At 61.0% G+C, this 19,115-nt stretch carries 17 protein-coding genes; 14 read left to right on the top strand and 3 right to left on the bottom strand.

Going from position 1 to position 19,115, the window contains the following annotated elements; translation table 11 throughout:
- Window positions 1-6 precede the first annotated feature (6 nt).
- From QRN20_RS04835 to QRN20_RS04775, 13 genes are all read left to right on the top strand, one after another.
- Window positions 7-543, top strand: a complete 537-nt coding sequence (locus QRN20_RS04835) for a chemotaxis protein CheW (protein ID WP_004878906.1) — start codon at window positions 7-9, stop codon at window positions 541-543.
- Window positions 540-1,811 (top strand): CheR family methyltransferase, encoded by a 1,272-nt coding sequence (locus tag QRN20_RS04830; RefSeq protein WP_285360015.1) that lies wholly within the window; start codon window positions 540-542, stop codon window positions 1,809-1,811. The genes QRN20_RS04835 and QRN20_RS04830 overlap by 4 nt, the downstream gene beginning before the upstream one ends.
- On the top strand, window positions 1,811-2,500 hold the full coding sequence (locus tag QRN20_RS04825; protein WP_249582557.1) for a chemotaxis protein CheW: 690 nt from the start codon (window positions 1,811-1,813) through the stop codon (window positions 2,498-2,500). Before QRN20_RS04830 ends, QRN20_RS04825 begins: the two co-directional genes overlap by 1 nt.
- Window positions 2,497-4,857: a hybrid sensor histidine kinase/response regulator gene (locus QRN20_RS04820; protein ID WP_217670420.1), complete on the top strand. Its 2,361-nt coding sequence runs from the start codon at window positions 2,497-2,499 to the stop codon at window positions 4,855-4,857. Before QRN20_RS04825 ends, QRN20_RS04820 begins: the two co-directional genes overlap by 4 nt.
- A complete protein-coding gene (locus tag QRN20_RS04815; protein ID WP_004878914.1) occupies window positions 4,854-5,864 on the top strand; it encodes a chemotaxis response regulator protein-glutamate methylesterase in 1,011 nt (336 codons plus the stop codon). Before QRN20_RS04820 ends, QRN20_RS04815 begins: the two co-directional genes overlap by 4 nt.
- Before the next feature lie 45 nt (window positions 5,865-5,909).
- On the top strand, window positions 5,910-6,914 hold the full coding sequence (locus QRN20_RS04810; protein WP_029241800.1) for a response regulator: 1,005 nt from the start codon (window positions 5,910-5,912) through the stop codon (window positions 6,912-6,914).
- Window positions 6,915-7,300: 386 nt separating this feature from the next.
- Window positions 7,301-8,396 (top strand): peptide chain release factor 2 gene (gene prfB, locus QRN20_RS04805; protein WP_096766619.1). Its coding sequence is split into 2 segments (ribosomal slippage): window positions 7,301-7,372 and window positions 7,374-8,396, totalling 1,095 coding nucleotides; the frame shifts between segments, so codons are not numbered across the junction.
- A 123-nt stretch (window positions 8,397-8,519) separates the two neighbouring features.
- Window positions 8,520-10,022 carry a lysine--tRNA ligase gene (lysS, locus tag QRN20_RS04800; protein ID WP_004878920.1) on the top strand — a complete coding sequence of 501 codons (1,503 nt, stop codon included), beginning with the start codon at window positions 8,520-8,522 and terminating at the stop codon, window positions 10,020-10,022.
- Window positions 10,023-10,099: 77 nt separating this feature from the next.
- Entirely contained in the window at window positions 10,100-10,825 is a 726-nt protein-coding gene (locus tag QRN20_RS04795; RefSeq protein ID WP_029241801.1) for a TetR/AcrR family transcriptional regulator, read from the top strand.
- Between the two features lie 25 nt (window positions 10,826-10,850).
- A complete protein-coding gene (locus QRN20_RS04790; RefSeq protein WP_029241802.1) occupies window positions 10,851-11,396 on the top strand; it encodes a hypothetical protein in 546 nt (181 codons plus the stop codon).
- Window positions 11,397-11,429: 33 nt separating this feature from the next.
- Complete coding sequence (locus tag QRN20_RS04785) at window positions 11,430-12,707, top strand: flavohemoglobin expression-modulating QEGLA motif protein (protein WP_029241803.1); 1,278 nt, start codon at window positions 11,430-11,432, stop codon at window positions 12,705-12,707.
- Window positions 12,708-12,838: 131 nt separating this feature from the next.
- On the top strand, window positions 12,839-13,741 hold the full coding sequence (locus QRN20_RS04780; RefSeq protein WP_122412777.1) for an alpha/beta hydrolase: 903 nt from the start codon (window positions 12,839-12,841) through the stop codon (window positions 13,739-13,741).
- Window positions 13,738-14,061 (top strand): PA3694 family proteiin, encoded by a 324-nt coding sequence (locus tag QRN20_RS04775; protein ID WP_029241805.1) that lies wholly within the window; start codon window positions 13,738-13,740, stop codon window positions 14,059-14,061. The genes QRN20_RS04780 and QRN20_RS04775 overlap by 4 nt, the downstream gene beginning before the upstream one ends.
- A gap of 63 nt (window positions 14,062-14,124) precedes the next feature.
- Here the strand turns inward: QRN20_RS04775 and lptF are convergent, their stop codons facing one another.
- From lptF to QRN20_RS04760, 3 genes are all read right to left on the bottom strand, one after another.
- Window positions 14,125-14,907: a lipotoxin F family OmpA-related lipoprotein LptF gene (gene lptF, locus QRN20_RS04770; protein ID WP_004878931.1), complete on the bottom strand. Its 783-nt coding sequence runs from the start codon at window positions 14,905-14,907 to the stop codon at window positions 14,125-14,127.
- A gap of 60 nt (window positions 14,908-14,967) precedes the next feature.
- A complete protein-coding gene (locus QRN20_RS04765) occupies window positions 14,968-15,381 on the bottom strand; it encodes a DUF4398 domain-containing protein (protein ID WP_004878933.1) in 414 nt (137 codons plus the stop codon).
- A gap of 254 nt (window positions 15,382-15,635) precedes the next feature.
- Window positions 15,636-15,995: a hypothetical protein gene (locus QRN20_RS04760; protein ID WP_025994519.1), complete on the bottom strand. Its 360-nt coding sequence runs from the start codon at window positions 15,993-15,995 to the stop codon at window positions 15,636-15,638.
- 252 nt (window positions 15,996-16,247) lie between these two features.
- On the opposite strand from QRN20_RS04760, the gene ppc reads away from it, so the two are divergent.
- The gene (gene ppc / locus QRN20_RS04755; RefSeq protein ID WP_088235811.1) at window positions 16,248-18,884 is read left to right on the top strand and encodes a phosphoenolpyruvate carboxylase; all 2,637 of its coding nucleotides are present in this window, start codon (window positions 16,248-16,250) and stop codon (window positions 18,882-18,884) included.
- The last annotated feature ends 231 nt before the right edge of the window (window positions 18,885-19,115 follow it).

The raw sequence follows: 19,115 nt of genomic DNA, 5'->3' as shown, positions 1-19,115 counted from the left end.
TCGCCAATGATGGATCAATCGCCCAGGCGTAACGTCGCGTTGCCCGCGTCGAACAAACTGTTTCTGCTGTTCTGCATCGGTGAAGACCGCTATGCGCTGGAGGCGACCGAAATCGCCGAGATTCTGCCGCGTGTGAAGCTCAAGGCGATTGCCCGGGCGCCGCATTGGGTTGCAGGCATTTTTGCCCATCGGGGCGAGATCGTGCCGGTGATCGATATCAGCGCGTTGAACTCCGGTCAGCCTGCCAGGGCGCGGACCAGCACGCGTATGGTGCTGGTGCATTACCGGCACGACGACCAGCATCCTGCGCAGTTGCTCGGGCTGATTCTTGAGCAGGCCACCGAAACCCTGCGTTGCCCGGTTTCGCAGTTCAAGGAGTACGGGCTGGACAATCGCCTGTCACCTTATCTGGGGCCGGTCCGTGAAGACGAGCAGGGCCTGTTGCAATGGATTCACGTTCAGGAATTGCTGAGCGAACCGGTGCGCGAGTTGCTGTATCCGGTGCCGCCGCTGGACCTGGAATCGCTCGAGGATGCGCCATGAGTGATGATTCGCGCTTTTTCAGTTTCCTCAAGGAACGCATCGGCCTGGACGTGACCTCGGTGGGCGAGGCCATCATCGAGCGCGCCTTGCGTCAGCGCGCGGCGTCGGCAAAGTGCCCGGACAGCGACGCGTACTGGCAATTGCTGGTGACATCGCCTCAGGAGCAGCAGGCGCTGATCGAGGCTGTGATCGTCCCGGAAACCTGGTTTTTTCGGTATCCAGAATCCTTCGCGACGCTGGGCAGACTGGCTCGCGAGCGCATTACTACGCTGGATGGCGCAAGACCTTTACGCATTCTCAGCCTGCCGTGTTCGACGGGTGAAGAGCCTTACTCGATTGCCATGGCGTTGATCGATGCCGGTATCGGCGTCCGCCAGTTCAAGGTCGATGCCATCGATATCAGTCCTGTTTCGATTGCACGCGCCAAGCACGGCGTATATGGCAAGAACTCGTTTCGTGGCAGCGACCTGAGCTTTCGCGAGCGTTTTTTCACTCCTGTAGGCGAAAGCTTCGAGATTTCCGATCTGGTTCGTGGCTGCATCGATTTTCAGCCCGGCAACCTGCTCGATCCCAAACTGGCGACCCAGGTGGCCTACGACATCGTCTTCTGCCGCAATCTGGTGATCTATTTCGACCGCCCGACGCAGCAACATGTCTTTCAGGTCCTCAAGCAGCTGACCCGTGAAGACGGCGTGCTCTTCATCGGTCCGGCCGAGGGCAATCTGTTGTCCGCCATTGGCATGCGCTCGCTGGGCATCGCCCAATCCTTCGTTTTTCGTCATGCACCTCGGGAAACGGCTGCGACAGCCACTGCGCCTGCTCCGGTAAACAAACCGATAGCACGCCCGACGCCCGAGCCAACTCCACGCACGCCTGCCGCCCAGCCTGCATCGCGAAACGCGACGGCGTTTGCCCCCGGCAAACCGGCTGCAGCAACCGGCAACGCCGACAGTGCTGCGCTGCTGGTTACCATTGCCAGTCTGGCCAACGAGGGCAGAACGGTCGAGGCGCGTGCCGCCTGCGAGCGTTATCTGCAACAGCACGAGCCAGTGGCTCAGGTGTTCTACTGGCTGGGGTTGCTCAGTGAAGTGGAGGGTCGCGTCGCGGAGGCTCAAGGGTTTTACCGCAAGGCGCTCTACCTTCAGCCGCAGCATTCGGAATCATTGGCGCAGATGGCGGCGTTGCTGGCGGCCAGAGGCGACAGCGCCGGTGCACGCCGATTGCAGGACCGTGCTGTGCGCGGTGCGAATAAACAAGGAAACAACTGATGACGGGCCCGTCCGGTTTTTCAAGCCTTACCCATGATCAGGCCCAGGACATCGACGACTGCTGGAATCGTATCGGCGTTCACGGCGATCGTTCCTGTCCGTTGCTGGAAGACCATATCCACTGCCGCAATTGCGCGGTCTATTCCGCAGCGGCCACACGTCTGCTCGACCGCTATTCACACGCTCAGGAAAACCACGAACAGTTTCATGGCTCTGTCCTGCAGCGCGATATCAAGACGCGCTCGATTCTGGTCTTTCGCCTGGGTGAGGAATGGCTGGGCCTGGCATCGCGCTGCCTGTCGGAGGTTGCCCCCGCGCAGACGATCCACTCCCTGCCACATCAACGCTCGCGCGCATTGCTGGGCGTCGCCAACGTACGCGGCGCTCTGGTGGCCTGCATCTCGCTGGTCGAGTTGCTGGGGCTGGACAGCAATCCGATGATTGCCCAGTCCGCACGAACGGTGCCGCGCATGCTGATCGTGGCGGCGGAAGGTGGTCCTGTTGTTGTGCCGGTGGATGAAGTCGACGGTATTCATGCCATTGACGAACGCGAACTGGAAGCTGCCTCGGCCTCCGGCACGCACGCCAATGCGCGCTTTACCCGAGGGGTTCTGCAATGGAAAGACCGAAGCCTGCGTTGGCTCGATGAAGATCAGCTGCTGTCGGCGGTGCACCGGAGCCTTACATGACGCCAGATGAAATGCGCGACGCCTCGCTGTTCGAATTGTTCACGCTGGAAGCCGACGCGCAGACCCAGGTCCTGAGTGCAGGTCTGCTGGCGCTCGAGCGTAACCCGACCCAGGCCGATCAACTGGAAGCCTGCATGCGCGCCGCTCACTCGCTCAAAGGCGCGGCAAAGATTGTCGGCGTCGAGTTCGGTGTCAGCGTTGCGCATGTGATGGAGGACTGTCTGGTCAGTGCTCAGGAAGGGCGACTGCTGCTCCAGCCTGATCACATCGACGCCCTGTTGTTCGGCACCGATCTGCTGATGCGCATTGCGACGCCGGGCGGTAACAGCGTCGGCCAGCCCGATATCGACGCTTACGTCGAAAGGCTGAACACGTTGCTGGCTTCAGGCGCCGGGGCGGCACGAACAGTCAGCATGCCCATGCCGGATCCGCTGCTGGCCAGCGCCTTGCAACAGCTCGAAGCATCGTCCACGCCAGCGCCGCCGAGCGAGTCGCCTGCCGATCCACTGGCGGCCGATCTGCGTCTGGAGCCAGCGAGCGTTCCGCCCAGGGCCGAACCCGAGACGCCATCCGCTGCGCCACTCAAGGATCGCCGGGTGGCCGAGGGCGGCGAACGGGTGCTGCGGGTCACCGCCGAGCGACTCAACGGTCTGCTCGACATGTCGAGCAAATCCCTCGTCGAGACCCAGCGCCTCAAGCCTCTGCTGGCCGGCATGCAGCGCCTCAAGCGCTTGCAGAGCAGCACCGACCGGGCGCTTGAAGCGCTGGGCGTCAGTGTCGGCGAGGGCGGTCTGAATGCCGATGCGCAAAAGGCGCTGGAAGACGCCCGCAGCCTGTTGTCCCAGGCGCAGCAGATGCTGGTTCAGCAGACTGCCGAGCTGGACGAGTTCGGCTGGCAGTCGGGGCAGCGAGCGCAGCTGTTGTATGACACTGCGCTGGCCTGTCGCATGCGGCCCTTCGCCGACGTATTGTCGGGGCAGGCACGCATGGTGCGTGATCTGGGGCGCGAACTGGGCAAGCAGGTTCGTCTGCAGATCGAAGGTGACAAGACTCAGGTCGACCGCGACGTGCTGGAAAAACTCGAGGCTCCGCTGACGCACCTGCTGCGCAATGCGGTCGATCATGGCATCGAGTCACCTGAAAAGCGGGCGGCACACGGCAAGGAACCGGAAGGGCTGATCCGTCTGCAGGCTTCGCACCAGGCCGGTCTGCTGGTGGTGGAACTCAGTGATGATGGCGGCGGCGTGGACCTTGAGCGTCTGCGTCAGAACATTGTGCAGCGCAACCTGTCGCCTGCCGCTACCGCCGCCCAGTTGAGCGAAGAGGAACTGCTGAGTTTTCTGTTTTTGCCCGGTTTCAGCATGCGCGACAAGGTCACACAGGTGTCGGGACGTGGCGTGGGGCTCGACGCTGTGCAACACATGGTTCGCCAGATGCATGGCAGTGTCGAATTACAGCAATGGGCAGGCGAGGGCAGTCGCTTCAGAATCGAGTTGCCGTTGACCCTGTCCGTGGTGCGCAGTCTGGTGGTCGAGGTCGGCGGCGAAGCCTACGCCTTCCCGCTGGCGCACATCGAGCGTATGCGCGATCTTCAGCCCGATGAGATTGTGCAACTCGAGGGACGCCAGCACTTCTGGGACGAAGAACGTCATGTCGGCCTGGTGTCGGCCAGTCAGTTGTTGCACCGTCCGGCATCGCAGGACACTGGCGAGGCGCTCAAGGTCGTGGTGATTCGCGAACGCGACGCGGTCTACGGCGTTGCGGTCGAGCGCTTCATCGGTGAGCGCACGCTGGTGGTGATGCCGCTGGATGCGCGGCTGGGCAAGGTTCAGGATGTTTCGGCGGGTGCGCTGCTCGACGATGGCTCGGTGGTGCTGATCATCGACGTCGAAGACATGCTGCGCTCCGTTGAGAAGCTGCTCAATACCGGACGTCTGGAGCGCATCGACCGTCGTAACCGTCAGGCAGACAGCGTATCGCGCAAACGCGTTCTGGTAGTCGATGACTCGTTGACGGTGCGTGAGCTGGAACGCAAGCTGCTGGTCGGACGCGGCTACGAAGTGTCGGTTGCCGTGGATGGCATGGACGGCTGGAACGCCTTGCGTTCCGAAGATTTTGACCTGCTGATTACCGACATCGACATGCCGCGCATGGACGGTATCGAGCTGGTCACCCTGTTGCGTCGGGATACTCGGCTGCAATCACTGCCTGTAATGGTGGTTTCCTACAAGGATCGTGAGGAAGATCGACGCCGCGGACTGGATGCAGGCGCCGATTATTATCTGGCCAAGGCCAGTTTCCATGATGATGCCTTGCTCGACGCTGTGGTCGAGCTGATAGGGGATGCGCAGGCATGAAGATCGCTATTGTCAATGACATGCCCATGGCTGTCGAAGCGCTGCGTCGAGCGCTGGCGTTCGAGCCATTGCATCAGGTGATATGGGTGGCCGGCAACGGCGCCGAAGCGGTGCGCTGCTGTGCCGAACAGACGCCTGATCTGATCCTGATGGATTTGATCATGCCGGTCATGGACGGCGTCGAAGCCACTCGCCAGATCATGGCCAGCACACCGTGCGCTATTGTCATAGTGACCGTGGATCGCGAGCAGAACGTGCATCGCGTATTCGAGGCCATGGGGCACGGTGCGATGGACGTGGTGGACACCCCCGCCATCGGCGCAGGCAATCCCAAAGAGGCGGCTGCACCACTGCTGCGCAAGATTCTGAACATCGAATGGCTCATGGGGCAGCGCAACACCCATGAGCGGACCGTCGCCACGCCGCTGCGTGAGTCTGTCCGGCGTGACCGTCTGGTTGCCATCGGTTCGTCGGCGGGCGGGCCGGCTGCTCTGGAGATTCTGCTCAAGGCACTGCCTTCGAACTTTCCGGCGGCAGTCGTGCTGGTACAGCACGTGGATCAGGTCTTCGCAGCCGGTATGGCCGAGTGGCTGTCCAGTGCATCAGGAATCCCTGTGCTACTGGCCCGCGAAGGTCAGGTGCCTCAGAGTGGCAAGGTTCTGCTGGCGGGCACCAACCACCACATCCGCCTGTTGAAAGGCGGCACGCTGGCCTACACGGCAGAGCCAGTGAATGAAATCTACAGGCCCTCGATCGACGTGTTTTTCGAAAGTGTGGCTCGTTATTGGAATGGAGATGCTGTGGGCGTTTTATTGACAGGCATGGGGCGCGACGGCGCCACCGGGCTCAAGACCATGCGTGAGCGCGGATTCCTGACCATCGCTCAGGATCAGGCCAGTTCTGCGGTGTACGGCATGCCCAAGGCGGCTGCGGCCATTGATGCGGCGGTCGAGATTCGGCCACTGACCGCCATCGCTCCGCGGCTCGTGGAGGTGTTCGCTCAATGACTGTCCAGATGAAATCACCGCTGCTTGGTCACCAGGAGAAACTTCATGCATGATCTGCAGATGGACGAGATCAAAACACCGGATGAAAACTCTGCGATGGTGCTGCTGGTCGACGATCAGGCGATGATCGGCGAGGCGGTCAGGCGTGGTCTGGCCAACGAAAGCTCGATCGATTTCCACTTCTGCGCCGATCCGCATCAGGCCATCTCCCAGGCTGTGCAGATCAAGCCGACGGTCATTCTTCAGGACCTGGTCATGCCCGGCCTGGACGGTCTGACGCTGGTGCGTGAATACCGTAGCAATCCGCTGACCCGCGATATCCCGATCATCGTGCTGTCCACCAAGGAAGATCCGCTGATCAAGAGCGCCGCGTTCGCCGCCGGCGCCAACGATTATCTGGTCAAGCTGCCGGACAACATCGAACTGGTTGCCCGCATCCTGTATCACTCGCGCTCATACCTGACCCTGCTGCAACGTGACGAGGCCTATCGCGCCCTGCGTGTCAGCCAGCAGCAATTGCTCGATACCAATCTGGTCCTGCAGCGCCTGATGAACTCCGATGGCCTGACCGGACTGTCGAACCGCCGTCATTTTGATGAGTATCTGGAACTGGAATGGCGTCGCGCGACCCGCGACCAGACCCAACTGTCGCTGCTGATGATCGATGTCGACTTCTTCAAGGCCTACAACGACAGCTTCGGGCATCTGGAAGGCGACGAGGCCCTGCGGCAAGTGGCCAAGGCCATTCGCAACAGCTGCAGTCGGCCCTCGGATCTGCCCGCCCGCTATGGTGGCGAAGAGTTTGCGATGGTGCTGCCCAACACCTCGCCGGGTGGCGCGCGGCTGATCGCTGAAAAATTGCGTCAGAGCGTGGTGGGCATGAACATCCCCCACGTAGCGCCTGCCGAAGGCTCTCACCTCACCGTCAGCATCGGCGTGGCCACAGTTTCTCCACAGGTCGGCTCACACAGTCGCCAGCTGATTCTTGATGCCGACAAGGGGCTGTACGTGGCCAAGCACAATGGCCGCAATCAGGTATCGGTGGGCTGAGCTGGCCGGAGTTGCTGCCAGGCGGGCTCTTGTCAAAAAACACGTCATCTGCTGAATGAACATGTTTTTGCGGGAGGCGGCTTGCCGGCGATGAACGATAACGCGGTGTTCCTGACATACCGCGTCGCCTGCATCGCCGGCAAGCCGCCTCCCACGGTCAAATGTTTGCCGCGCGACAGCGCTACGGCGAAGACGTGGTGGTGCCTCCCGCAGTCAGAGTTTGCTGCCAGATAGCGTTATGTCAGAGCCAAATAAGCATCTGCCACCGGAAACTCATCCATTCAATAAAATTGGCTGCACAAGGCCTGCCCGACGGGCTGCTTTCATGGTGTTGCCTGGGGTATACTCGTCGGCTTTGAAAATTTCGCCTGCGAGTGCTGCCCACCATGGAAATCAACCCGATCCTAAACAGCATCAAGGATTTGTCCGAGCGCTCCGAAACTATTCGGGGGTATCTTTGACTACGATCACAAACATGATCGTCTGACCGAAGTCAATCGCGAGCTCGAAGATCCAAACGTCTGGAACAACCCCGAATACGCACAGAACCTGGGCCGCGAGCGTGCCTTGCTGGCGCAGATCGTCGACACGCTGGACGAAATGACGTCCGGTCTGGTCGATGCCAAGGACCTGCTGCTGATGTCCGCCGAAGAAGAAGACCAGGCTGCCGTCGACGACGTCGCTGCCGAAGTCGAGCGCCTTCGCGAGTCCCTGGAAAAGCTGGAATTCCGTCGCATGTTCAGCGGCGAAATGGACCAGAACAACGCCTACCTGGACATCCAGGCCGGCTCCGGCGGTACCGAGGCGCAAGACTGGGCCAACATCCTGCTGCGCATGTACCTGCGCTGGGCTGACAAGCGCGGCTTCGACGCCACCATCATGGAGCTGTCCGCTGGCGAAGTCGCCGGTATCAAGGGCGCGACCGTGCACATCAAGGGCGAATACGCCTTTGGCTGGCTGCGGACCGAGATCGGCGTACACCGTCTGGTGCGCAAGAGCCCGTTCGACTCCGGCAACCGTCGTCACACCTCGTTCTCGGCCGTGTTCGTGTCGCCGGAAATCGATGACAACATCGAAATCGACATCAACCCGTCGGACCTGCGGATCGACACCTACCGCTCCTCCGGTGCCGGTGGTCAGCACGTGAACACCACCGACTCGGCGGTCCGTATCACCCACGTTCCGACCAACACCGTGGTCAGCTGCCAGAACGAACGTTCCCAGCATGCGAACAAGGACACCGCCATGAAAATGCTGCGGGCCCGTTTGTATGAGCAGGAAGTTCAGAAGCGCAATGCAGCGTCCCAGGCGCTGGAAGACACCAAGTCCGATATCGGCTGGGGTCATCAGATTCGCTCCTACGTGCTGGATGCCTCGCGCATCAAGGACCTGCGGACCAACATCGAGCGCAGCGACTGCGACAAGGTGCTCGACGGTGATCTGGACGAGTATCTGATCGCAAGCCTCAAACAAGGGCTGTAATGCACGCTTCGCAGGATTCGCGCCGTGAGCGCGATCCTGTGCAAGCGTCCGGGACGGCTATCCGCCTTGCCCGCGAACCCGGATGAACCGGGGCAACGAACCTGTGATGGAATGACTGAAGACATGAGCGACCAACAACTCGACCCGCAAGCCCTGCAACAGGAAGAAAACACCCTGATCGCCCTGCGCAAGGAAAAGCTTGCTGCCGGCCGTGCCAAGGGTCAGGCCTTCCCGAATGACTTCCGCCGCGACAGCTACTGCAACGACCTGCAGAAACAGTACGTCGACAAGACCAAGGAAGATCTGGCTGCGGCAGCGATTCCGGTCAAGGTTGCCGGTCGCATCATGCTCAACCGTGGCTCGTTCATGGTGATTCAGGACATGACCGGTCGCATCCAGGTCTACGTCAACCGCAAGACACTGCCGGAAGAAACCCTGGCCGAAGTCAAGACCTGGGACCTGGGCGATATCATTGCCGCCGAAGGCACCCTGGCCCGTTCCGGAAAGGGCGACCTGTATGTCGAAATGACGTCCGTGCGCCTGCTGACCAAGTCGCTGCGTCCGCTGCCTGACAAACACCACGGCCTGACCGACACCGAACAGCGCTATCGCCAGCGTTACGTCGACCTGATCGTTAACGAAGACGTGCGCGAGACCTTCCGCGTGCGTTCGCAGGTGATTGCCCACATCCGCAGCTTCCTGATGAAGCGCGACTTCCTCGAAGTCGAAACGCCGATGCTGCAGACCATTCCTGGTGGCGCGGCGGCCAAGCCGTTCGAAACCCACCACAACGCGCTGGACATGGAAATGTTCCTGCGTATCGCGCCTGAGCTGTACCTCAAGCGTCTGGTTGTCGGTGGCTTCGAGAAGGTGTTCGAGATCAACCGCAACTTCCGTAACGAAGGCGTTTCGACCCGGCACAACCCCGAGTTCACAATGCTCGAGTTCTACCAGGCCTACGCCGATTACGAAGACAACATGGACCTGACCGAGGAGCTGTTCCGCGAACTGGCTCAACTGGTTCTGGGCACCACCGATGTGCCGTATGGCGACAAGGTGTTCCACTTCGGCGAACCGTTCGTGCGCCTGTCGGTGTTCGACTCGATCCTCAAGTACAACCCTGAACTGACCGCAGCCGATCTGCAGGACATCGACAAGGCACGCGCCATCGCCAAGAAGGCCGGTGCCAAGGTCCTGGGCTTCGAAGGTTTGGGCAAGCTGCAGGTGATGATTTTCGAAGAACTGGTCGAGCACAAGCTGGAACAGCCGCACTTCATCACCCAGTACCCGTTCGAAGTTTCGCCACTGGCACGTCGCAACGATGACAATCCGAGCGTCACCGACCGCTTCGAACTGTTCATCGGCGGCCGCGAAATCGCCAACGCCTATTCCGAGCTCAATGACGCGGAAGACCAGGCCGAGCGCTTCCAGGCTCAGGTTGCCGACAAGGACGCCGGTGACGACGAGGCCATGCACTATGACGCCGATTTCGTACGTGCGCTGGAGTACGGCATGCCGCCGACAGCCGGTGAGGGGATCGGTATCGACCGCCTGGTGATGCTGCTCACCAACTCGCCGTCGATCCGGGATGTGATCCTGTTTCCGCACATGCGCCCGCAGGCGTAACGAAAAAAAAGAAAGCCGCCTCGAATGGGCGGCTTTTTTTTGGGTCTTTTTCAGGACGAGTTTATAAGGACGATAGTGTGACGATTGCCAGAGAAGGGGCTGCCGGGGTAGCGAGCGCGGTGGCCAGAAGTGTCAAGTATCAGGGTCGCAAGGCCAGTCGAGAGGGGAGCGAGCAGCGCAGGCAGGTGATTCTCGATGCCGCCATGCGCATTGTGGTGCGTGACGGCGTGCGTGCCGTGCGCCACCGGGCCGTGGCTGCGGAGGCGGGCGTACCGCTGTCGGCGACGACCTATTACTTCAAGGACATCGACGACCTGCTCACCGATGCCTTCGCCCAGTACGTGCAGCGCAGCGCAGACTACCTGGCCAGGTTGTGGCAGAACACCGAAGTCATCCTGCGCGACATGATGGCCCGCAGTTCCGGCAGTCCCAGCGACCGTTTCAAGCTGGCCGACGACATTGCCAAAATGGTGATGGAGCACATTCGCCACCAGTTGCTGACCCGGCGCGATTACCTGATTGCCGAACATGCGTTCTACCATGAGGCGCTGATCAACCCGCGTCTGACCCCGCTGGTCATGGCGCATCAGGAAATCCTGCTGCAGGGCAGTTGTCAGTTTTTTCAGGTGATTGGCTCGTTGCAGCCCTATCAGGACGCGCAAGTGTTGACGGGGCTCATCCGCCGGATGGAATATCAGGGCCTGCTTCATGGCCCGCTGCGTCAGGCGGACGAAGAAATCCTCTGTATGCTCACCCGCCAGATGCGTCTGGTGCTGGGAACCCCTCAACCGGTTCGAGGGTGACGCTGCCTCTGTTCAGGAGAATCCCATGAAGACCTGGCGCGTGATAATGGCGCTGTCGTTGCTGTTGTTGAGCGGTTGTCTGGTGACCTTCAAGGACCCGATACCCCCCCGCGATGCTGCGCCCGCCGGTTTGCTGGGTCAGTGGACCAGCAAGAACGCCTGGGGCGAGCCGCTGGAACTGGACATTACGCGCGCCGGGGCCAACCGTTACAAGGCCGTCAGCTACCGCAAGGGCGACCGACGTCACGGCGATGAGTACACCGTGACGGTGACGCACCACGGCAGTCGCTGGTACCTCTCGGCGAAGCTTCCGGCCAAATATGGCGCTGACTATGGCATTGGAGGTTTCGAGCTGACCCGCAGCGGTGAGCTGGTTGTCTATAGTCTGGACATGGACCGCGTCGGTCAGTGGGTCGAGCAAGGCAGTCTGGCCGGTCAGCCGGTCGAAAATGAAACGGGCAAGGGTCTCCTGATTACCAGCCCTCTGGAGCAGGTATTCGGGTACCTCGACGATCCCGCCAACTCAGATGTTTTTCAGGAAGTCGCGCGTTACAGGCGCGTTGCCAAGTAGCAGGGCGATAGCCCGCCAGCCAAGGAGTACCGGGTGGACGAGTACCAGCAGACTATTCGTGTTTTATCGGATCGGATCGTTGCCGCGCAGACACCGATTCGCGTGCTGGATGCAGTGAAGTGGGACGACACGGTTCGCCGGGATTTCCTCGCCGCCAAGGGCAAGGCCCTGCCTGCCGTGGACCGTGCCTATTACGAGAATCGCCCGCTGGGCTTCGATTCAAGCGCCCTCAAGCAGGAATTCCAGAACATCGAGCGCGACGTCACGCGCCAGCTGGGCCAGTTCAATCCGGTCGGGCAGATCATGCGCCGGATGTGCAGGGAATACCGAATGGTGATCCGCATGCTCGAAGCGCGGGGCACACCTGACTTCGGGCTGATTTCCCAGGAACTGTATGGTGCGGCCTCCGATGCCTTTCACGCGGGCGATCCAACACTGGCCGATCTGGGGCTGATGCTGTCCGATTACTTGAATAACATCGCCGGGCGTGGCGATCTCAAGGACGAACCGAAGACCCTGACCGCCAAGGACGCCGTGGCCTTGCTGCAGTCGCGTCTGAACCGGGTGTTCGGCGAGGCCGAGGAAACCATTCGTGTCTTCGAGTCCGACGGCATCGTGGCAGACGCGGCGGCGGGCGCGGATTACATCAAGATTCGCAGCGACGCGATGTTCAACGAGCGCGATGTGCGCGCTTTGGAAGTCCATGAAGGCCTCGTGCATGTAGGCACAACGCTGAACGGGCAGAACCAGCCGATCTGCACCTTCCTCTCCAAAGGCCCGCCGTCATCGACCGTGACTCAGGAAGGGTTGGCGATTCTCATGGAAGTCATCGCCTTCGCGTCCTACCCCAGCCGTCTGCGCAAGCTCACCAACCGCACGCGAGCCATTCACATGGCCGAAGAGGGCGCGGACTTTCTGCAGGTGTTCGAGTTCTATCGCGAGCAGGGCTTCGGCATGCCGGAAAGCTACGGCAACGCCAGCCGGGTGTTCCGAGGTTCGGTGCCCAACGGGCTGCCGTTCACCAAGGACCTGTCGTACCTGAAAGGCTTCATCATGGTCTACAACTACATTCAGTTGGCCGTGCGCAAGGGCAAGCTGGAACAGGTGCCCCTGTTGTTCTGCGGCAAGACCACGCTGGAAGACATGCGCACCCTTCGCCAACTGGTCGATGAAGGCCTGGTGGTCGCACCCAAATACCTGCCCGAGCAGTTCCGAGACATGAACGCCCTGTCAGCCTGGATGTGCTTCTCCAACTTCCTCAACCACCTGAGCCTGGATCGCATCGAAGCGGATTACTCGAATATTCTTTAGCCCTGTGATGTGGCCTGATGATCGTTCCCACGCTCTGCGTGGGAATGCCTCCCAGGACGCTCCGCGTCCGCTCTGGAAGGTGACGCAGGGCGTCACGGGCACCATTTTGACTCTCTCAAGGAACCCCACATTTGAAACTGATCAGCATCCTTGCCTTGCTCCTCAGTCTTGCCGGCTGCAGTTCGATGCTGTTCTACCCGGAACCGGGTCTGCCGTTCACCCCGGACAAGGCGCGTCTGGAGTACCGCGACGTCAATCTGACTGCTGCAGACGGCACCCGCCTGCACGGCTGGTGGCTCCCGGCGAAGGCGGGCGTGCCGGTCAAGGGCACGGTGCTGCACCTGCATGGCAATGGCGGCAATATGTCCTGGCATCTGGGCGGAAGCTGGTGGCTGCCCGAACAGGGCTATCAGGTGCTGATGCTCGACTACCGCGGCTATGGCCAGTCGCAGGGCGAGCCGAGCCTGCCGGCGATCTATCAGGACATTCAGGCCGCCTTCGACTGGTTGAAAGCTGCGCCCGAGGTGCAAGGCAAACCGCTGGTGGTGCTGGGTCAGAGCATCGGCGGCGCGTTGGCTGTGCACTACCTGGCGGAGCATCCCGACGAGCGATCCAGAATCAAGGCGCTGGTTCTCGACGGTGTGCCTGCGAGCTACAGAGACGTCGCGCGCAATTCACTCAGCAACTCCTGGCTGACGTTGCCGTTCAGGACGCCATTGTCCTGGTTCATTCCTGATGGCGACAGTGCCGTCAACGGTCTGCCCAGGATGGCTGGCACCCCGATGCTGATCTTTCACAGCATGGATGACACCCTTGTGCCGCTGGTCAACGGAATCAGTGTCTACAAGGCCGCGCCGCCGCCTCGTGTGCTGCAACTGACCCGCGGCGGACATGTGCAGACCTTCGCTGATCCGTTATGGCGGCAGGTCATGCTCCGTTATCTGGAGGATCCACAGCATTTCAACGGGCTGCGCCGCCTCGCCGAAGTACCCAATTACCCGGTAACCTCAAAGCAACCCGAGACGCAGGAATGAGTGATGAGCGGAACGTCAGGGGCATGATCCTGACCGGCATCGCGAGCATCATCGGTACGGTCGGCTGCCTGTGGTACTACGGCTACCTGCATTTCGCGAGACCCGAGGATGCGCTGTTACTGAGCGAGTTCACGCTGCTCAAGACCGTACCCGGAGAGGACTACAAGATCGCCGCCACGCCTGCGGCAGAAGTGGCGCAGTGCGTCAATGGGGTATTGGTGCTGTTCGACACGTCGCGCACCGGGCTGTCCGGCGTGCTGGTCGATGATCGCAGGCAGGCCGTGCGCTGTATTGCTAAGCAGGCGTCGACACGCCCGTGAAGCGCCCATGAAAAAGCCCCGCCTGTATGCGCAGGCGGGGCTTCGGTGCAGCCGCTCAGTCGATTATTTCATCGAGGAGCGTGGAGCAACCGGCTGGTTGTCGTTGGAAATGGTCACTTCCACACGACGGTTCATGGCACGGCCCGAATTGCTGGTGTTGTCAGCAACCGGATATTCCTTGCCGTAGCCCATCGCAACGATGCGAGTTGGATCTACACCCATGCGGGTCAGCGCCATGCGAACCGAATTGGCGCGGCGCTCGGACAGCGACTGGTTGTAGGAAGCCGAACCGGTGCTGTCGGTGTAGCCTTCAACGATCACTTTGCGATCAGGGTTTTCCTGAAGGAAAGCAGCCAGCTTGCCGATGTCGCCCTGGGCGCCTGGCTTCAGCTCGGCCTTGTTGTAGTCGAACAGCACGTCACCGAAAGTCACCAGAGTACCGCGTTCGGTCTGCTTGGCGTTCAGGCTGTTCTTCAGTGCTGCGATCTGTGCGTCACGCGCTTCCAGACGAGCCTTGGCACGGTCGGCAGAAGCGTTCTGCAGAGCGGCTTCGGAGTTGCGCAGGGCGATGGTCTGCTTGGCCAGTTCAACGCGCTGGTTGGTCAGGTAAGACAGCTGGTCGACTTTCTTGGCGTCGGCGTCATCACGGAACGCCTGTTCAGCCTTGGCCAGCCATTCGCTCGCGTCCTTGGTTTCCAGCGCGGCAACCTTGGTGGCGTCCGGGTTGGTCTGCAGCGACGTGAAGTTGGTACGCGCCTGCTCCAGGTTAGGGTTCGGCTTGGTGGCACAGGCAGCCAGTGCAACACTCATGGCCAGCAGGGCAGGGATCATCAATTGTTTACGCATAATTAGGGTCGTCCTTTAATCGATTACGAATGCATGAAAACCAAAGGTTGATGGCGGTGCTCACTGCACCTGGCGCATGCCTTCGTCACGTAGTTCGTTGACGCCCTGACGAGCATCCTGCACGGCTTTGGCAGCCTTGGCGGCCTGAGACTTACGCTCTGCCACTCGGGCATCCCACTCGGCCTGTTCGGCCAGCTTGCGCGCTTCGTCGTACTTTTTGTCCTGCATGGCGAGGTCAGCTTCTTTGAGCTTGTCCTGAGCCGACTTCATTTCCACCGCTGCGAACTCAGTACCGCCGGCGCTCACTGCGCTGTTGACGGCCGACTGAGAGACCGCGTACTGCTCCGACGGCGGGTTGCCCGCACAGCCGGCCAAGATGAAGGTGCTACCCAGCGCCAGCGCAGCGAGTTTCAGCCCGCGCAGGCCTTTGAACGTGGTATTGGCAGTAGGGGTGTTCATGGTGATCAACTCCATTGTCTGACTCCGAACGTGGTTATCCATGACAGTTTTTATTCAGGCCGGGCATCGGGTCATGCAACCACCTGATGCTCTTCAGGCTTTCCTGTAATGGTTAATGGCTCGGACCTGCGGGGTTTTTGAATAGTTCACATAAATATTTCGTGAGCGGGCGGGAACGTTTTATATGTCGTACTGAATATGGTGCGCATACAGAGCGAGCCGTCAGGCCCGGCCCTTTACGGGCGTGGGCCCTGGCAGAATCGGCGGTGTTACACCTGGCCGGGTTCATCGACTGGTGTGTCCAGCTCCTCAGACAGTTCATGCAGGTAACGTTTGGACAGTGCCAGGAAGCGGGGCGTGGCGCCGATGTCTTCATAAAGGGGGTCGCCTTCCTCATCCGTCGCCACGACATGCGGCCCTTTGACGTAAGGAAAGCTGGCTTCCAGTTCTTCCATTGCCGCGCCGATCAGCTCGCCCAGCAACTCTTCAGGGTGATGTTTGGGGTACATCTCGCACAGTGCGGCCAGTCGCGCGGCGGATTCGATATCCAGATGAATCGCATAGCGGGTCCTGGTCAGGCGACCCTTGGCATTATTTTCCCAGTGGCGGGCCAGTTCGCGGATTTTCATGGTGACTTCTCCTGACTGTCTTCTCGATGGGCTCGCTTGTGGCGAGTCTGTTGCGTGATGGAGTCGTTGTGTGGCTCATGCATGAGATTAGCCTGTATGGCATTCGTGGCACGGACAGATAATTTCATGCACAAGGATTTGTCGGCGAGCGCGCTTTTGATGCACTGTTGGCAAAGCGGATTTCAATACACCCGTTCAGTTCGGGTAAGCGATCAGACAAAAAGCCCCAATAAAAAACCGGGAGAGGGAACGATGGCCGATATCGATGCGCGACTGCGCGAAGACGTTCACCTGCTGGGTGAGCTGCTGGGCAATACGATTCGCGAACAGCGCGGGGCTGATTTTCTCGACAAGATCGAGCGTATTCGCAAGAGCGCCAAGGCAGGCAGACGTGGCTCTGCTGAAGGTGCCGAAGCCCTCAGCTCCAGTGTCGATGGCCTGGAAGACGATGAGCTGCTGCCAGTGGCGCGCGCGTTCAACCAGTTCCTCAACCTGGCGAACATCGCCGAGCAATACCAGCTCATGCATCGCCGCGACGACTCGCAGCCGCAACCGTTCGAATCCCGGGTACTGCCCGAACTGCTGGAGCGCTTGAAGGCCGAAGGTCATGCCCCTGATGCACTGGCGAGACAGTTGGGCAAGCTGGAGATCGAGCTGGTGCTCACCGCGCACCCCACCGAAGTGGCCCGACGCACACTGATTCAGAAATACGACGCCATTGCCGCGCAGCTGGCCGCGCTGGATCATCGTGATCTCAACAGCCTGGAGCGTGAACAGATCACCTCGCGTCTGCAGCGGTTGATCGCCGAAGCCTGGCACACCGAAGAGATCCGTCGTATCCGCCCGACCCCGGTCGATGAAGCCAAGTGGGGCTTTGCGGTCATCGAGCATTCGCTGTGGCATGCCATTCCCAACTACCTGCGCAAGGCCGATCTGGCGCTGCAGGCTGCGACCGGTCTGCACTTGCCCCTCGAAGCTGCGCCGATCCGCTTCGCCTCGTGGATGGGCGGCGACCGGGACGGCAACCCGAATGTAACGGCGGCTGTCACCCGTGAAGTATTGCTGCTGGCGCGCTGGATGGCGGCCGACCTGTATCTGCGCGATGTGGACAGTCTGGCCGCCGACCTGTCGATGCAGCAGGCCAGCGATGCGTTGCGTGCCCGTGTCGGCGACAGTGCCGAGCCCTATCGCACCGAACTCAAGCGCCTGCGCGAACGCCTGCGAGCGACCCGCAACTGGGCCAATGCTTCGCTGGCCATCACTCAGCCTGCGCCTGAGTCCGTGCTGCATGACAATCGCGAGCTGATCGAACCCTTGATGCTCTGCTTCCAGTCGCTGCATGAGTGCGGCATGGGCGTGATTGCTGACGGTCCGCTGCTGGATTGCCTGCGTCGCGCCGTGACCTTCGGTCTGTTCCTGGTGCGTCTGGACGTGCGTCAGGATTCCAGCCGCCACTGCGCCGCCATGACTGAAATCACTGATTACCTGGGGCTGGGCCGTTACGAGGAATGGGATGAGCAGACCCGCATCGAGTTTCTGCTGCGTGAACTGAACAACCGTCGTCCGCTGCTGCCCGGCTATTTCAAACCCGCCGCAGACACAGCCGAAGTATTGGCAACCTGTCGCGAAGTGGCGGCGGCACCGGCCGCATCGCTGGGCTCTTATGTCATCTCCATGGCGGGCGCTGCGTCGGATGTGCTGGCGGTGCAGTTGCTGCTTAAAGAGTCCGGGCTGCAACGGCCCATGCGCGTCGTGCCGTTGTTCGAAACACTGGCGGATCTGGACAACGCCGGACCGGTCATCGAAACACTGCTGGGTTTGCCGGGTTATCGGTCACGTCTGCACGGTCCTCAGGAAGTGATGATCGGTTATTCCGACTCGGCCAAGGACGCTGGCACGACTGCAGCGGCCTGGGCGCAGTACCGGGCGCAGGAAAAACTGGTGCAGATCTGTCGCGATCAACAGGTCGAACTGCTGCTGTTCCACGGCCGTGGCGGTACGGTCGGACGCGGCGGTGGCCCGGCGCACGCGGCCATTCTGTCGCAGCCGCCAGGTTCGGTGGCCGGGCGTTTCCGCACCACCGAGCAGGGCGAGATGATCCGCTTCAAGTTCGGCCTGCCGGACATTGCCGAGCAGAACCTCAACCTTTATCTGGCTGCTGTACTGGAAGCGACGCTGTTGCCGCCGCCGCTGCCCGAGCCGGCGTGGCGCACGATGATGGACCAGTTGGCCAGTGATGGCGTCAGCGCCTATCGTGCGGTGGTCAGGGAAAATCCGGAGTTCGTCGAGTATTTCCGCCAGGCCACGCCCGAGCAGGAACTGGGTCGCCTGCCGTTGGGCAGCCGACCAGCCAAACGCCGCGAAGGCGGTGTGGAGAGTCTGCGCGCCATCCCGTGGATTTTCGCCTGGACCCAGACACGCCTGATGCTGCCCGCCTGGCTGGGCTGGGAAGCGGCGCTGACCAAGGCGCTGGAGCGTGGCGACGGCGACGTGCTGGCGCAGATGCGCGAGCGCTGGCCGTTCTTCAGAACCCGCATCGACATGCTGGAAATGGTACTGGCCAAGGCAGATTCAGATATTGCGCGACTATATGACGAACGTCTGGTCAGCGGAGAGCTGCAACATTTAGGCTCACATTTGCGCGACCTATTGTCGCAGGCGTGCGACGTGGTGCTGGGGCTGACCGGGCAGACGCAATTGCTGGCACACAGCCCCGAAACTCTCGAGTTCATCAGCCTGCGCAATACCTATCTGGATCCGTTGCATCTGCTTCAGGCTGAACTGCTGTCGCGCTCGCGCCACCGTGAGGCGCATCTGGACAGCCCTCTGGAACTGGCGTTGCTGGTGTCTGTGGCGGGAATTGCCGCCGGGCTGCGCAACACCGGCTGACGGCTTGGCCCGAGTGGCAGGCGCTGGGTTTGATCAGGATCACGGCAGGTGAAGCGTTTAAAGGCTAACCTGCCGGAGGGGCTGCAGCAGGTCGCAGCGTTTAGTGACCTCGGTCTGCACGCCAGTGCCCCTGCGGTTACTGCGACTTTTGGCGGCTTGTGCGGCTACGGTCTGCTGTGTATCTTGATCAGCCTTTTGGCCTATTGGCCTGATTCATTTTTTAGATTGGCC

The sequence above is a fragment of the Pseudomonas sp. fls2-241-TYG-175 genome (assembly GCF_030209155.1).
Taxonomy (GTDB): Bacteria; Pseudomonadota; Gammaproteobacteria; order Pseudomonadales; family Pseudomonadaceae; genus Aquipseudomonas; species Aquipseudomonas viridiflava.
Note: the sequence above shows the minus strand (reverse complement) of the source record. Positions and strands in the feature narration are given on the sequence as shown.

Excerpts from the sequence above, each read along its gene's own strand:
- QRN20_RS04835 (WP_004878906.1), top strand. The coding sequence starts at position 7 with ATGATGGATCAATCGCCCAGGCGTAACGTCGCGTTGCCCGCGTCGAAC.
- QRN20_RS04830 (WP_285360015.1), top strand. The coding sequence starts at position 540 with ATGAGTGATGATTCGCGCTTTTTCAGTTTCCTCAAGGAACGCATCGGC.
- QRN20_RS04825 (WP_249582557.1), top strand. The coding sequence starts at position 1,811 with ATGACGGGCCCGTCCGGTTTTTCAAGCCTTACCCATGATCAGGCCCAG.
- QRN20_RS04820 (WP_217670420.1), top strand. The coding sequence starts at position 2,497 with ATGACGCCAGATGAAATGCGCGACGCCTCGCTGTTCGAATTGTTCACG.
- QRN20_RS04815 (WP_004878914.1), top strand. The coding sequence starts at position 4,854 with ATGAAGATCGCTATTGTCAATGACATGCCCATGGCTGTCGAAGCGCTG.
- QRN20_RS04810 (WP_029241800.1), top strand. The coding sequence starts at position 5,910 with ATGCATGATCTGCAGATGGACGAGATCAAAACACCGGATGAAAACTCT.
- lysS (WP_004878920.1), top strand. The coding sequence starts at position 8,520 with ATGAGCGACCAACAACTCGACCCGCAAGCCCTGCAACAGGAAGAAAAC.
- QRN20_RS04790 (WP_029241802.1), top strand. The coding sequence starts at position 10,851 with ATGAAGACCTGGCGCGTGATAATGGCGCTGTCGTTGCTGTTGTTGAGC.
- QRN20_RS04775 (WP_029241805.1), top strand. The coding sequence starts at position 13,738 with ATGAGTGATGAGCGGAACGTCAGGGGCATGATCCTGACCGGCATCGCG.
- lptF (WP_004878931.1), bottom strand. The coding sequence starts at position 14,907 with ATGCGTAAACAATTGATGATCCCTGCCCTGCTGGCCATGAGTGTTGCA.
- QRN20_RS04765 (WP_004878933.1), bottom strand. The coding sequence starts at position 15,381 with ATGGAGTTGATCACCATGAACACCCCTACTGCCAATACCACGTTCAAA.
- QRN20_RS04760 (WP_025994519.1), bottom strand. The coding sequence starts at position 15,995 with ATGAAAATCCGCGAACTGGCCCGCCACTGGGAAAATAATGCCAAGGGT.
- ppc (WP_088235811.1), top strand. The coding sequence starts at position 16,248 with ATGGCCGATATCGATGCGCGACTGCGCGAAGACGTTCACCTGCTGGGT.